At 60.5% G+C, this 14,253-nt stretch carries 14 protein-coding genes; 2 read left to right on the top strand and 12 right to left on the bottom strand.

Going from position 1 to position 14,253, the window contains the following annotated elements:
• Position 1 precedes the first annotated feature (1 nt).
• Genes AAFO92_RS13935 through AAFO92_RS13965 form a run of 7 tightly spaced genes read right to left on the bottom strand, consistent with a single transcriptional unit; the run spans position 2 to position 6,888 of the window.
• Complete coding sequence (locus tag AAFO92_RS13935) at positions 2 to 1,537, bottom strand: AMP-binding protein (protein ID WP_347536123.1); 1,536 nt, start codon at positions 1,535 to 1,537, stop codon at positions 2 to 4.
• Positions 1,534 to 2,556, bottom strand: a complete 1,023-nt coding sequence (locus tag AAFO92_RS13940; RefSeq protein WP_347536125.1) for a nitronate monooxygenase — start codon at positions 2,554 to 2,556, stop codon at positions 1,534 to 1,536. Before AAFO92_RS13940 ends, AAFO92_RS13935 begins: the two co-directional genes overlap by 4 nt.
• On the bottom strand, positions 2,553 to 2,915 hold the full coding sequence (locus AAFO92_RS13945) for an enoyl-CoA hydratase-related protein (RefSeq protein WP_347536127.1): 363 nt from the start codon (positions 2,913 to 2,915) through the stop codon (positions 2,553 to 2,555). The genes AAFO92_RS13940 and AAFO92_RS13945 overlap by 4 nt, the downstream gene beginning before the upstream one ends.
• Positions 2,915 to 3,355: a PaaI family thioesterase gene (locus tag AAFO92_RS13950; protein ID WP_347536129.1), complete on the bottom strand. Its 441-nt coding sequence runs from the start codon at positions 3,353 to 3,355 to the stop codon at positions 2,915 to 2,917. Before AAFO92_RS13950 ends, AAFO92_RS13945 begins: the two co-directional genes overlap by 1 nt.
• A 3-nt stretch (positions 3,356 to 3,358) precedes the next feature.
• On the bottom strand, positions 3,359 to 4,492 hold the full coding sequence (locus tag AAFO92_RS13955) for an acyl-CoA dehydrogenase (protein ID WP_347536130.1): 1,134 nt from the start codon (positions 4,490 to 4,492) through the stop codon (positions 3,359 to 3,361).
• A gap of 10 nt (positions 4,493 to 4,502) precedes the next feature.
• Entirely contained in the window at positions 4,503 to 5,699 is a 1,197-nt protein-coding gene (locus AAFO92_RS13960) for an acyl-CoA dehydrogenase family protein (protein WP_347536132.1), read from the bottom strand.
• A gap of 13 nt (positions 5,700 to 5,712) precedes the next feature.
• Entirely contained in the window at positions 5,713 to 6,888 is a 1,176-nt protein-coding gene (locus AAFO92_RS13965; protein WP_347536134.1) for an acetyl-CoA C-acyltransferase, read from the bottom strand.
• An 87-nt stretch (positions 6,889 to 6,975) separates the two neighbouring features.
• Here AAFO92_RS13965 and AAFO92_RS13970 point away from each other — a divergent pair, with 87 nt between their 5' ends.
• Complete coding sequence (locus AAFO92_RS13970) at positions 6,976 to 7,188, top strand: hypothetical protein (protein WP_347536136.1); 213 nt, start codon at positions 6,976 to 6,978, stop codon at positions 7,186 to 7,188.
• 109 nt (positions 7,189 to 7,297) lie between these two features.
• Here the strand turns inward: AAFO92_RS13970 and AAFO92_RS13975 are convergent, their stop codons facing one another.
• The 5 genes from AAFO92_RS13975 to AAFO92_RS13995 all read right to left on the bottom strand — a co-directional run bounded on the left by AAFO92_RS13975 (position 7,298) and on the right by AAFO92_RS13995 (position 11,938).
• Positions 7,298 to 8,107, bottom strand: coding sequence for an IclR family transcriptional regulator (locus tag AAFO92_RS13975; protein ID WP_347536138.1), 810 nt, complete (start codon positions 8,105 to 8,107; stop codon positions 7,298 to 7,300).
• A gap of 30 nt (positions 8,108 to 8,137) precedes the next feature.
• Complete coding sequence (locus tag AAFO92_RS13980) at positions 8,138 to 9,475, bottom strand: TRAP transporter large permease (protein ID WP_347536140.1); 1,338 nt, start codon at positions 9,473 to 9,475, stop codon at positions 8,138 to 8,140.
• The gene (locus tag AAFO92_RS13985; RefSeq protein ID WP_347536143.1) at positions 9,475 to 9,990 is read right to left on the bottom strand and encodes a TRAP transporter small permease; all 516 of its coding nucleotides are present in this window, start codon (positions 9,988 to 9,990) and stop codon (positions 9,475 to 9,477) included. The genes AAFO92_RS13980 and AAFO92_RS13985 overlap by 1 nt, the downstream gene beginning before the upstream one ends.
• A gap of 78 nt (positions 9,991 to 10,068) precedes the next feature.
• Entirely contained in the window at positions 10,069 to 11,118 is a 1,050-nt protein-coding gene (locus AAFO92_RS13990; RefSeq protein WP_347536145.1) for a C4-dicarboxylate TRAP transporter substrate-binding protein, read from the bottom strand.
• A 415-nt stretch (positions 11,119 to 11,533) separates the two neighbouring features.
• Entirely contained in the window at positions 11,534 to 11,938 is a 405-nt protein-coding gene (locus AAFO92_RS13995) for a hypothetical protein (protein ID WP_347536146.1), read from the bottom strand.
• A gap of 30 nt (positions 11,939 to 11,968) precedes the next feature.
• On the opposite strand from AAFO92_RS13995, the gene AAFO92_RS14000 reads away from it, so the two are divergent.
• Positions 11,969 to 14,104 (top strand): mechanosensitive ion channel domain-containing protein, encoded by a 2,136-nt coding sequence (locus AAFO92_RS14000; RefSeq protein ID WP_347536148.1) that lies wholly within the window; start codon positions 11,969 to 11,971, stop codon positions 14,102 to 14,104.
• The last annotated feature ends 149 nt before the right edge of the window (positions 14,105 to 14,253 follow it).

The raw sequence follows: 14,253 nt of genomic DNA on the forward strand, positions 1-14,253 counted from the left end.
GTCATTCCTCTGTTGCGGGTCGGGCCAGTTGATCCGCGAAAACGGAAGGCAGCTTGTGTTTCAGTATCTTGCCTGTCGGCGCAGCCGGAAGTTCGGTCGTCAAGATGATGCGGGACGGGCGCTTGTAGCCCGTGAGCCGCTCAGCGGCAAAAGCGGCAAGCTCCTCTCGGTCCAGCGCCGCCGGATCCGCGCATTGAACAAAGGCGAGGATTTCCTCGTCGCCATTAGTGGTATTGCCGATCACCGCTGACTGAATCACATCGGGATGGTCGTTCAGCGCGGCCTCGACCTCGGGCGGGTAGACGTTGAATCCGCCGCGAATGATGAGTTCCTTGCAACGCCCGACAACGTGTAGATTGCCCGCCTTGTCGATTTTGCCAAGGTCACCGGTCCTGAGCCACCCGTCTGCGTCAAGGGCGCGGGCGGTTTCCGCCGGATTCCGGAAATATCCCTTCATGACCTGCGGACCGCGTACCTGAATTTCACCAGCATCCGGATCACCCTCCGCGCTCACGGAGGTGTCGAGCCGGATATCAGTCTCGGGCAGCGGCAAGCCCGCGCTGATATCGGCTGAACCGATGGGATTGCGGGTGCCGCAGACACCTGCGGTGCTTTCCGTCAGGCCGTAGCCGTTTTGCAGGGGCAGGCCATAAAAGGCCTCGGCCTTGCGCTTCCATGCCGGGTCAAGCGGGGCAGCCCCGGAGGAAACATAGCGCAATTTACTGTTCTTCAGGCACGTAAGCCCCTGATCCTTGGCATATTGCATCAGCAGCGCGTGCATTTGCGGCACGGCGGGCAGAACGGTGGCTTTGTCCATCAGCGCCGCATACAGGGCGTCGGGACGGAAGCGGGGTTCAAGCTGAATGGTCGCCCCGATACCGTTGGCGGCCATCAACATCGACGCAAGCCCGAAAACATGGGTCAGCGGCAGCACGCCGTAAATCCTGTCGTCCTGTCTCATGCCGCGCAGCTCGGCCGAGGTCCTGCCCGCATAGCGCAGGTTGGCGTGGGTCAGCATCACGCCCTTGGGATCGCCAGTGGTGCCGGTCGTGTAGAGCAGAACCGCGGTTTCGTCCGGACCGTCCTCCACCGGTTCCGGGGCGCTGGTGCCTGTGACGGCGATGGCGAAACTTCCAAAAGATGTTTTCTGCGGGTCCGCGTTTGCGGTCGCCGCATGTGCTGCCGCTTCCTTGGACGCTTCGGTCGTGAAAACGGTAACGCGCGGCGTTGCATGGGTCATCACGCGCGCAATTTCGTTTGCGGTCATCCGCGCGTTGATTGGCAGCGCGTAGGCCCCGACGGTGCTGGCGGCAAAGATGAAAACGGCAGTGGTGATACAGTTTTCGGCCACAATGGCCACGCGGTCACCAGGCTGCACGCCCCGGTTTTGCAACAGGGCTGCAGCTTCGGTGATCGCGGCCAGGTATTCGGCATATGTGACCTGATGGCCGCTGCCATCAATCAGCGCAATCGCATCGGGATAGGCACGCGCGTTTTCCTCGACAAGATGATGAATCCGGAAGCTGTTTTCGGTCATGACACCAGCACCTCTGTGCGTTGTGTTGCAAGGGGTTGGGGGCGCAGGCGCGCCAGGGCGACACCTGCCTCTTGTTCCAGTTGGGCGACAATGTCTGCCAGCGGGGCAATGCCGTCGGTCAGACCCAGAGCCTGTCCTGCGGACAACATCCCGCGCGATACGTCGCCGGTTTCATAGGCTTTGCGGCCAATGGCCCCGGATACATATGGCATCAGATCAGCAATGCCGACATCGAGGTTGTCAGCCTCAATCTGTCGCACGATCTGGGTGGTTTCGTTGCTGAGGGTGCGAATGGTGTTGCGCACGCTGCTCATCGTCAGCGTCGTGTCACGTTCACTGGCCGCAACCAGCGCCTGCTTGTATTGCGGATGGGCCGAGATTTCCTCGGCCACCAGAAAGCGCGTTCCGATCACGACACCAGCTGCGCCAGAGGCCAGCGCCGAGACGATCTGACTGCCGGCACCGATGCCACCGCCGATCAGGAACGGGATGTCGAGACGACGTTCGGCGAGCGCCTGGTTGACCATGCTGCCGATCAGATCGAGCCCCGGGTGGCCGCCGCACTCCGCACCGACGATTGAGACCATGTCGACCCCGACCTCCTGCGCCTTGACCGCGTAGCGCACGCTTGGCACCTTGTGCAGTACCTTGATGCCGGCGTCCTTGAGGATCGGCAGAAAGGCCTCGGGATTGCGCCCAGAGGTTTCGACGAAACGCACGCCCTCATCCGCGATCAGGTGGAAGGTGTCCGCGATCCTCTCGCCCTCGACCAGTTTGGGCAGCATGGACACGTTGACACCAAACGGGCGATCCCCGCAGAGCGCACGGCATTTCGCAATCTCGGCGCGCAGGTCGGTGGGTTCGGGAAGGCTGGCCGCCGTGATGAAGGACATGATGCCCGCATTGGCGCCGGCAGCGACATAGGACGCGTTTGACAGCCACATCAGGCCACCGGCGACGATGGGCAGACGGCATCCATATGTGCGTGTAACGGCGGTGTTGAAGGTCGGGTCTGTCACGTGCTGCCTCGTGCTTTGGTGAAATCCGGACGGCGCTTTTCGAGGAACGCGGCGATCACGGGTTTCGGGCAGTTCAGCACGGCGCGGATCACACCATGCAGCTTTTCAATCCGGGCGAGGCGCTGATCGCGCGCCATGTCCCGGCGGGCCGCCAGCAGGCCAAGCTCGCCACCGGCGCAGAAGTAACCGCCTACGCCCCGCAGGATGACCGAGGTGATGCGTGGCTCCCTCGCCGCAAGATCCATTGAATCGATCAGTACGCGATAGAGGTCCGACGACAATGCATTGCGCTTTGTGGTGTTCGAATTGACGACGATCAGGCGGTCGCCATGATCTTCGCAACGGGCAAGCTTTTGCATCAGTGACCATCCCGTTTCGATGCGTCCAGTTTGTCCGCAGGAACGCGCTTGAATACACCTGTTGCCGTGGCGATCAGCCGATCCGACCCGTCCCGCAGTTCTCCATCCACGAACATCAGCGCGCGGCCGCCGCCCACGATCTGACCGGTTGCGACCAACTTCGATTGCCCGGTCGCTGCCGCGATGAACTGGGTGGTGAGCGAGATGGTCAGGAACGGTGCGCGGCCGCTTGGGTCAACCGACAGGCTTGCGGTCGCCCCCATTGCGCTGTCCAGCATTGTTGTGGCGATACCGCCATGCAGGACATTGTGGCGATTGAGGTGATGATCCGTCACCGACAACACACAACGCGCACGCTTGTCGGGCTGCCTGACGTCAAGAACATAGCCGATCAGCCGCTGCGTGCCGGTTTCGTTTTCTATCAGATCGCCCGCCGCCATGGGTCAAGCCACCGCCAGGGCAATAAAGCGTTCAAGATGGTAGATCGCGTCGCCAAAGCGGTGATCGACCATGATCAGCCGTTTGGCGAGATGCCCAAGTTCGTATTCGTCGGTCATACCGATGCCGCCGTGCATCTGAATGCTTTCTTCGGTGACAAGTTTCGCCGCATTGCCGATCAGGTTCTTGGTTGCGCTGACATGCTTTTCGCGGATCGCCTGAGGGTGATCAAGGTGCCCGGCAAGGTTGATGACAGCCGAGCGCGCCTGCTCGATCTCGATCAGGATGTCGGCCATCCGGTGTTGCAGCGCCTGAAACTTGCCGATCGGTATTCCGAATTGCTTGCGGGTCTTGAGATAGTCGTTCGTCAGTTCCCGGATGCTTTCCATAAGGCCCAGCGCCTCGGCCGAGATCGCCAGCGTGGCGCGCGCATGAGCGTAGGCGATGGCCTCGAAAACATCGCCTTCGTCACCCAGCAGGGCCTCATCGCCAAGCCGGATGTCTTCCAGAAGGATTTCGGCGGCCTGCCCACCGGACACAAGCGGGTAGCTGCGCAGCGTCATGCCGGGGGTAGACGCCGGAACGAGGAACAGGCTGATGCCATCCCGGTCAGCCGCCTCACCCGAAGTGCGGGCGCTGACAAGGATATGATCGGCGGCCGGCGCGTTTACCACCACGGCCTTGCGCCCGTTCAGGACGAAGCTGTCGCCATCGCGGACAGCCGTGGTTTCGACTCGGGACAGGTCATAGCGGCTCGATGGTTCGCCATGCGCAAAGGCAAGCTGGGTCGTGCCCGCGATGGTGTCTGCGATCATCTGCTTCTGATCGTCGTTGCCAAGTGCGGCGATCAGACCCCCGCCAAGGATGGCAGTGTCCAGCAGGGGATCGACCGCGCCGGCTCGGCCCAGTTCCTCGAACACCAGCGCGATGTCGAATCCGGCCCCGGCGAAGCCGCCGTCGTCTTCGGAAAACAGCGCGCCGATGACACCCATTTCCGCAAGCCCGTTCCAGACATCGGCGGAAAAGCCGCTTTCAGCCTCTGCAAGTTCGGCCCTCAAGGCGGGGGTGTACGTGTCCCGCAGGAAACGGCGCAGGCCGTCCTGCAGCATCTGGCGTTCTTCTGTCAGTTCAATGTTCATGTTCTGTCCCTTACAGTTCCAGAATGGCCTTGCTGATGATCGTGCGCTGGACCTCATTCGATCCGCCGTAAATCGACAGCTTGCGGTTGTTCAGATATTGCGCGGTGGCTGAAGCGGCGTAATCGGGGCCGACTGGTTGCTGGTTGCTGCCGTCCTCCAGCGCTTCGGACGCGAAGGGCATCGCGTAGGGGCCAACGGCAGAGCGGGTCAGCGCGTTAATTTCCTGGCGGATCACAGTGCCCTTGATCTTCAGCATCGAACTTTCGGCGCCAGGCGCCTGCCCCGCCGCGGCCTTCGAGACAACGCGCAGGTTGGTGGTGGACATCGCCATGAGGTCGATTTCAACCCGCGCGATCCGCGCCGCAAAATGGGGGTTTTCAATCAGCGGGCGCCCGTTTGCCTGTTCGGCCCGGGCGATGCGCTTGAGGTTTTCCAGACCGGCATTTGCAAAGCCTACACCCGCAATATTGGTACGTTCATGGGTCAGCAGGTATTTCGCGTAGGTCCAGCCCTTGTTTTCTTCGCCCACACGGTTTTCAACCGGAACCCGGACGTCATCGAAGAACACCTCGTTCACCTCGGGTTCACCGTCGATCAGCACGATCGGGCGCACCTTGACGCCGGGGCTGTTCATGTCGACCAGCAGGAAAGAGATACCCTCTTGCGGCTTGCCTTCCTTCGAGGTGCGCACGAGGCAGAAAATCATGTTGGCGTGCTGGCCAAGGGTCGTCCAGGTCTTTTGCCCGTTGACGACGTAGTGGTCGCCATCACGTTCCGCCGTTGTGCGGACCGAGGCGAGGTCCGACCCCGCGCCGGGTTCGGAATAGCCCTGGCACCACCAATCGTCACCGTTCAGGATACGCGGCAGATAGTGGTCCTGCTGCGCCTTTGAGCCGAATTTCTGCAATACCGGGCCAAGCATCGCGAGGCCGAAAGGAACGATACGGGGCGCCGCCGCCCGGGTCATCTCATCCTCGAAAATGTGGCGCTGGACCGCATCCCAGCCGGCACCGCCAAACGCCTTGGGCCAGTTCCCGGCAAGCCAGCCTCTTTCGTTCAGGATCGCGTGCCATTCCTCGTGATCCTGCTTGGTCAGGGTCTTTCCCAGTCTGACCTTGTCCGCGAGTCTGGCAGGGAGCTTTTCGGCCAGATAACTGCGCACTTCATCGCGGAATGCCTTCTGTTCATCGCTGTAATTAAGGTCCATCGGGCGATCCTTCTCAATAGATTTCAAACAGGCCGGCAGCACCCTGGCCGCCGCCGATGCACATCGTCACGACACCCAGCTTTGCACCGCGCCGATGCCCTTCAGCCATCAGGTGGCCGGTCATCCGAGCGCCGGTCATGCCGAACGGGTGCCCAACAGCGATGGAGCCGCCATCGACGTTGCAGATGTCATTGTCGATGCCGAGCGTATCGCGGCAATAGAGCGCTTGGCTGGCAAAGGCTTCGTTCAGTTCCCAAAGGTCGATATCATCGACTTTCAACCCCTGCCGTTCCAGCAAACGGGGGACGGCGAAGACCGGGCCGATGCCCATCTCGTCCGGCTCGCACCCGGCAACGGCGAGGCCGCGGAAGGCACCAAGCGGGGTGATGCCAAGCCGCTCCGCCTCTTTCTCGTCCATCAACACCAGCGCCGCGGCCCCATCGCTGAGCTGAGAGGCATTGCCCGCGGTGATGAACTGATCGGGTCCGCGTACGGGCTCCAGCTTCTGCAGCCCCTCCAGCGTCGTCGTCGGGCGATTGCATTCATCGCGCGAGATGGTCGTCTCAACCTCGGAAACCTCGCCGGTTTCCTTGTCCTTCCGTGCCATGGTGACGGTGATCGGGGCAATCTCCTGATCAAACCGCCCGGCGGCCTGCGCTGCTGCAGTGCGTTGCTGGCTTTGCAGGCCCAGTTCGTCCTGCGCCTCGCGGCTGACGTTGTAGCGTTTGGCGACGATATCGGCGGTTTCGATCATCGGCAGGTAGAGGTCGGGTTTGTTTGCCTCGATCCAGGCTTCGCGCGAATGACGGACCGGGGGTTGCACCATCGAGATGCTCTCGACACCACCGACCAGCACCGCCTTTGCGCCTTCGCTGTCGATCATGTGGGCGCCCATGGCGACCGCCTGCAGCCCGCTGGCGCAGAACCGGTTGACGGTGGTGCCCGCGATGCTGACCGGCAGGCCCGCGCGGATCACGATCTGGCGCGCGATATTGCCGCCGGTGACATATTCCGGATAGCCGCAGCCCCAGATGCTATCCTCGATCAGCGCCGGGTCTATCCCTGCGCGTTTGACGGCCTCTGCCGCGACGTGCCCGCCTAGGGTTGCGCCGTGAGTAATGTTGAACGTGCCACGCCCGGCCTTGCCGATGGGCGTGCGCGCGATGGAAACGATAACGGCTTTGGACATGCTGGGTTCCTTTCAGCGCTGGTTCAGGCTGTCGAACTTGCGGCCCTCGGCCACCAGCTTTTCCAGCAGCGGCGCGGGGGTCCAGAAATGATCGTCGGTTTCGGCGAAGGTGCGGGGGGTGGTGCCGGCCTCCTTGCGGGCCAGCGCAATGATTTGCTCGACCTCGGGGTCGGGCCGACCTTTGCGATCGCCCTTTTCGTAGATGTAATAGCCGTGGCCGGTTTTCTGCCCCAGCCAGCCCTTGTGATAAAGCGCGTCGGCAAAGGCCGGATAACGGTCGCGCGGTCAACATTTTCGTAGGATACCGATCCCATCAATTTGCCTTTTCTTGGTTCATTCTCTTGATACCTTGCGCTTCGTATAATTTCAATATGCAATACTGAATTCTACATTGCGGAATTTCAATTTTTCACAGCTCTCGATAAGCTTGGGAAAATCCCTGGCCCATCATGCGTTCCAGTTCCTGCACCGTTTCACGAAGTTTCGGCCCGACCTCCGTGCGCATGCGGGGCACGGAAAGTACTTCGGGAAGTGCGCCGCATGTGAAGATTACCGGCTCGCTCAGATCGCGGGAATGGAACGGGGTTGCAACCGCGTGAATGTTGGCTGCGAAATATTCGCCCGGATCGGTGACGACAAAACCGGAAGTCACCAGCTGATTATGCGCCACGCTGCGAATTTCCTCTGCGCGATCGCGGTTCAGACCCCGGTCGCCATCCGCCGAGGTCACGATCTGATCGAAACCCTCTTCGGTGGTCGAGGCCAACAGCGCATGACCGGACGAAGTGCCGTTGAACGGCAGCCGATGCCCGACTTCGAGCCAGAGCGAGGCGACCCCGCGCGGTCGCCATGTCTTGACGATCAGCAGCTTGCTGTCGTCGCGCACCAGCAGCAGGGCGAGCGTGCCTGTCTCGTCCGCCAGCCTTTGCATCAGCGGCGACGACAGATCGACAAAAGAGATAGAGGCGCTGGCCATGTTGCCGAGCGCCAGCAGCGCCGGACCGGGGCGATACCGGTCGTGCCGCCGTGCATGGGTGAGATATCCGAGCTTCTGCAACGTGAAGGTCAGGCGCGACACGGTGGATTTGGGAATCCCCGTGCGCTCCGAGATTTCAGCGTTGCCCAGACCGTCATCGGAAGGCCGGAACGCCCGCAGCACGCTCAAACCACGCGCTAGAGTGGTTGCGAACCTTCTGTCTGTCTCAATCTCGTTGGGCATGACGTTCCTCAACACCTTGGTGGCCCCTGATTACATCGAATTCGGAATAAGCAGCGATATGATCGGGAATGCCATGATCAGGATCAGCACGATTACGTCAACCGTCAAAAACCGCAGAATTCCCGAGAAGATCTTGTCGATCGAAACTTCTTTGCCAACGACGTTTGCAATGACAAACACGTTCAGTCCGACCGGTGGCGTGATCAGCCCGATCTCCAGCAGCTTGATGACAACGACGCCGAACCAGATCAGGTCGAACCCGTAGGTTTCCACCAGCGGGATCATCAGTGGCAAGGTCAGCACCATGATACCAATGGGATCAAGGAACATGCCAAGCACAAGGTAGATCACCGCAATAGCCGCCAGCAGCATGACCGGCGAAAGTTGCGCATCCGTCACGAAACCGACGATGGCGGGCGCGACGCCGGTCAACGCGATGAAGGCGACAAAGATCTTTGCTGCGGCGGCGATCAGGAAGATGCTGGCCGTCTGGATACAGGTTTCGCGCAGGGACTTGATCAGCCCGCTGAGATCAAGCTTGCCTTGGGCAAAGCCAATAGCGACGGCGGCGGAAACGCAGACGGCTGCCGCTTCGGTCGCCGTGAAGATGCCGCCGTAGATGCCACCGACGATGATCGCGAACAGGCCAATCGCCGGCCAGGATTCGAACGCGGCCCGGCCCCGGTCCCGCATTGTGACCTGTCCTTCAAACCTCGGCGCGGCGTCCGGTGTCCGGCGCACCCAGACGAAGATGACCAGAACAAACCCTAGCAACGAGATGATTCCGGGCAGGATACCAGCAAGGAACAACGCGCTGATCGAGGTTTCGGTGAAGATGCCGTAGATGATGAACAGGACAGAAGGCGGTATGAGCGACCCGAGCGTGCCGCCTGCGGCGACGCTGGCGGTGGCAAGCCGCTTGTCATAACCCATGCGCAGCATCTCTGGCGAACAGATCCTCCCCATGGTGGAGGCACAGGCGATGGAGGATCCGGTGATCGCGGAGAACCCGCCGCAGCCCACAACCGAGGCCATTGCGACGCCACCCGGAACATTCGCCAGCCACACGCGGGCGGCCTGATAGATTTTTGTCGTAATCTCAGCGCGATAGGCGATATGGCCCAGCGCGATGAACAGCGGGATCATGGACAGATCGTAGGAATGGATCAGGTCGAAAGAGTTGGAGAACACCAGTGACGTAGTGGGCTTCACCGCCCGGTCGGGCGCAAAGGCACCGGTGCGAAACGCAAAGGTCACAAAGGTTCCAACCGTGGCGACACCGGCCAGCGCAAAGGCGATTGGAACCCGGATCGCAAGCAATCCGATGACAGAGGCGAAGGCGACAATGCCGATTACAGTGCCGTCCATCAGACGCCCTCCTCATTTTCATGATCCGGGGCGATCACGCTGCCACCGGCGCGCAACTTGCGGATATCGCCGATCACCATCAGCAACAGCCGAAGCCAGCAGAATGAAACCCCGATCAGGAAAACCACGCGACCCGGCCATTTCGGCAGGTTGAGCTGACCGAAGAAAAAGGCGCCGCTTTCAATGGTGTGGACCGTCTCGCGCCAGCCGGCATAGATCAGGGGGGACAGGGCAAAAAGACCGAATATGCTGCCCCCGACAACCAGCCAGTCCTGCACGCGTGACGGCATCAAGTTGCTGAGAAACTCGACTGTGATATGCGCCCGGTCCAATGTCGCCGCGGCCAATGGAAGGACGATGGCGACAACCATCAGCTCCCGTACGATCACGATCGTGTCCGGGATGCCGGAATTGAAGGTCGCCCGCAGGAACACGCTGGCGGCGATCAACACACCAAGGCCGATAACGGCAACAACAGCCAGGTCGAGCAGCAGCTTTTCAACGCGACGTAACATCGGTCTACTCCGTTGAAACAGGATGGATGAAAGTGCCGCAGCCCCGGTCTTGCGCCGCGGACACAGGTGCGACTGTCGTCAGCCGCGCGTCCAGGGGTACCCCTGGCTGTCACGCTCTTGGGCATATTTTTCCAAAAGCGCGCGGTATTGCTCCAACAGCGACGTCCCGTCGAGCCCCGCCGCATTCGCACGTTCGACCCATTCATCAACGTATTGCTGACCTTGTTGAACCAGCTTGTCGCGCTCTTCCGCCGGCAGGTCGATGACCTCGATACCGGCCTCCTGCATGGTCTCAACCGCGGCATCATTGGCCGCAGTGATCAGTTCACCCAGCTTGTCGGCCATCGCAACACCGGCCTCGGACAGCGCGGATTGCATCTCGGCGTCGAGCGCATCGTAGGCGTCCTTGTTCATGAAAATGCCCAAGGCCCCAACCTGACCCCAGTTGAGCAGGGTATAGCTGGTCATGACCTCCTGCTGTTTCAGGGCGGCAACTGCGTAGGAATAGCCCTGCGAGCAATCCAGCAAACCGGTATCGAGGCCCTGATAGGCATCGTAGATCGGCATAGCGACCATGTTTGCGCCAAAGTCGCGGAAAGTGTCGCCATAGGCACCAACGCCTCGGATTTTCAGGCCGGAAATATCCTCGACCGTGCGAATTGCCACGTCCTTGCACGCGATGTTCACAGCCGAGGTTGTGAAGGTGCCGAGATACACAAGGTTCTGCTCTGCCAGGTTTGCACTGATCGCATCGGATGTCCTCATCAACTCGTCCGTTGCGCGCATTCCAACCCAGGCGTCCTCGTTGCGCATAGGCAGGTCCGCGAAGCTGTAGCTCAGCATTTCCTGCGGAAAGTACACTGCGATGACTGTGCCAAGGTCAGCCACTCCGTCGGCAATGGATTGTGCAGCCGCATTGGCCTTGAACAGCGCACCCCCCCATTGAATGTCAATATTGACTTCGCCGTTGGTACGGGCCGTTACGTCGTCGGCAAATGACTGCAACGCTGCGGCCCGGGCGCCCCGATTCGGACTGGCCTCTGCCAGAATCAGCGTGGTCTCAGCAGTCGCGATTGTCGCGGCTGCGAAGCAAAGTGCAGTAGCAGTGGATGCTAGCAGGGTTTTCATTAGGTCTCCTCCCTAAATTCTACTATGCGGTCGTGAATTCCATTTATGCGAATACTATGGTAGTTCGCTCCAGCGAGTCAAGCTGAGTGTTTGCCTGCCGTGAACCGCAGTCAGGACACCCGTCCCCAGGGCGACAATGAACAACGGCTGCATGTTCAAAATCGCCCCCATGTAATGCGAGCATCAAATTGCCACACCCAGCCATGGGTCCGCAGGAATCCCCATGGCGCTCAGCAGTCGCACATTCGGCCAAAAAACACCCGCAGCACGGCTGCCCGCCGCGATATCAGCGGTCACACTGCCTGCAAAGTTCCAAAATCTCGCGCTGGTTGGGCGGGTTCGCCCGCGCAGTTGTAGACGGTTAGAATGGTTTCACCGCCCACTTGGACATTCAGGTCATTGCCGGCCTGAGAGGCTACGTAGGCGGCGGTTTCGAGGAAGAATTTCTCGGTGACGGTGGCGGCGAACATCGCCCCACCTTTCTCTCGAAGAACCACTCTCGCTGGCTGCTGATTGCTGCCACGACGATCAGATCGCCGCCGACATTCAGGTTGAGGTCGTGGCCCGCGGAGAGTTGCGCGCCGACAAGCATGGTATTGGCACCAGAGACCAGCGAATTGTTCAGATTGGCCAGAGCCTGTGTGCCCGTCGCTATCCTGTCACCGACGGTATGATTCCTGATGGTGCTGATCAGGCCAAAGAACGAGGAGCTGTGGATTTCCGCCCGCGTGATGTCGATATCGGTGTAGGCGCCGACGTAGATGTTGCTTTCAGTGGCCGAGAGATTGATGTCGCCGCGGGGCTGAAATAAAACAAGCATTTGAAACTAGGAATTCGGAACCGGTAAATAATGACTATTGCACGCGCGCTCCTTTTCGTTCTCATTGGTTTGGGTTTAGTGACCCAAAGCCATGCACAGGGGGCAGATCCGGCCGCAGAAGCGCAGCAGCTCATTGATTTGCTCGAAAATGCAGAGGCGCGGGAGGCGCTTATCGCCAGCCTCAGGGTGGTAGCCGATCAGCAGGGTGCTCCGGTGGCCGACGAGCCGCAGGTTTCCATGGGCCGTCAGTTTGCAGGTTTCACCAAATCCTTCTTCGAAACCGCCGCCGTTTCGCTGTCTGCCGCCGTTTCAGGGATCATGGCGCTTCCGGCGACGGTCGCCACGCTGGAGGCCGCGCAATTCGAGGTTCTGTGGGACGCGCTGAAGGCGCTGGCCCTGGTCATCGCGGTCACCGTCGCCGCCTATCTGATATTGAGGAAATGGGCGCAGACAATTTACCGTCGGATGGGCGAACGGGCCCATGACTGGGGATTCTTGCGAACCTTGGCGGTTGTTGTTGCAACCACCCTCATCGACGCGATGGTCGTGATTGCCGCCTGGGGGCTGGGTTATCTCTCGGCGCTCTACCTCTTTGGTGACCTGGGTGTGATCGGTGTGCGACAGTCCCTGTATCTCAACGCGTTTCTGTTCGTGGGCCTGGCAAAGGTGGCGCTGCGGGCGGTGCTGTCGCCGACGACACACGAACTGCGTTTTGTCGCGATTTCCGACCAGGCGGCGCGGCGCATGTCACGCTGGTTGGGCAATATCATCTCGGTAATCGGTTACGGGCAGCTTCTGATCGTGCCCATTGTCAACCGGCAGGCTTCGCTCATGGCTGGGCGCGGTGCCTCGACGATCCTGGCCTTTGTAGCGATCGCCATGGCCGCCATTCTTGTCCTGCGATCCCGCAAGGATGTGACGGGATGGTTCCTGGGCGCGGATCCTGATGCCAAGCCCTCGGTCGTGCGCTTTATCTCGCGCAATTGGTACGTGCCTGTCTTGCTCTATCTCTTCGCGCTGGCGGTCATCGTGGCCGCGCGACCCGACGGGCTGATCTGGCCGATACTTCTCAACTCGGGCCAGGTGATCGGTGTCGTTGTCGCGGGCTTCTTCATCTCCGGCGGCCTGACGCGATTTGCAGCCCGCGGTTTCAACATGCCGCGCGGCGTCGCAGCCCGTTTGCCGACCCTTGGTCCCCGGCTGAACGCGCTGTTCGGCCGCATATTGGGAATCATCAAAGGCATCATCGTGATCGGTGTCATCGCGTTTGCCCTTGATGCGGTCGAACTCGTGGATGTCGCCAGAATTGTTCAAAGCGACTTTGGCACCTGGGCGGGCGCGACCCTGGTCAGCGTCAGCCTGATCCTGCTGTTTGGAATTGTTCTGTGGCTCGCACTGGTTTCCTGGGTGGATTACAGGTTGAACCCGGAATTCGGCTCGGCGCCCACGTCCCGCGAAACGACGCTTCTGACGCTCTTGCGCAATGCAGCGACCATCGCGCTATTTGTCATCATCCTGATGTTTGTCCTGGCCGAACTCGGAGTAGATATCGCGCCCCTCATTGCCTCGGCCGGCGTGCTGGGGCTTGCCATCGGATTTGGGGCCCAAAAAATGGTCCAGGACATCATCACAGGCGTCTTTATCCAGTTCGAAAACGCCATCAACGTGGGCGATGTCGTCACGTTGGGCGGGACCACGGGCACCGTCGAAAAGCTGACGATCCGCTCGGTCACCCTGCGCGATGTGCAGGGTGCGGTTCATGTCATCCCGTTTTCGTCCGTCGATATGGTCACAAATTTTGTGAAGGATTTCTCGTACTTTGTCTGCGACCTCGGCATTGCCTACCGTGAAAACGTCGAGGACGGGAAGACCGCCATGCACGACGCCTTCGAAGAGCTGCGCAAGACAGAGCCCGGGGCGTTCATCCGCGGAGATTTCGAATGGTTTGGAGTGCAGTCTCTGGGAGACAGCGCGGTTGTATTGCGCGCCCGGATCAAATGCGAACCGGGCAAACAATGGACAGTCGGCCGCGCGTATAACGAAATCTGCAAGCGGGTGCTTGACGCCCGTGGCATCGAAATCCCGTTCCCGCATCAGACAATCTACTTCGGGGTGGACAAGGACGGGACGGCACCGGCGCTGAACCTAAAACAGGAAAAGACCTGAGTTCGAAAGCGCATATGCAGCGTTGTAAAGTGCAAAGCCGTATGCGCAACTGCCTGCCACTGCGGAGCTACGGCAGCGCGGATCGAGTGTTCGCCGCAACCTTTCCAGGCGCCTCTTCCTGCGTCGGCCAAAGACTTGACAGAGGCGCC

The sequence above is a fragment of the Roseovarius sp. CAU 1744 genome, from assembly GCF_039839345.1.
Taxonomy (GTDB): Bacteria; Pseudomonadota; Alphaproteobacteria; order Rhodobacterales; family Rhodobacteraceae; genus Roseovarius.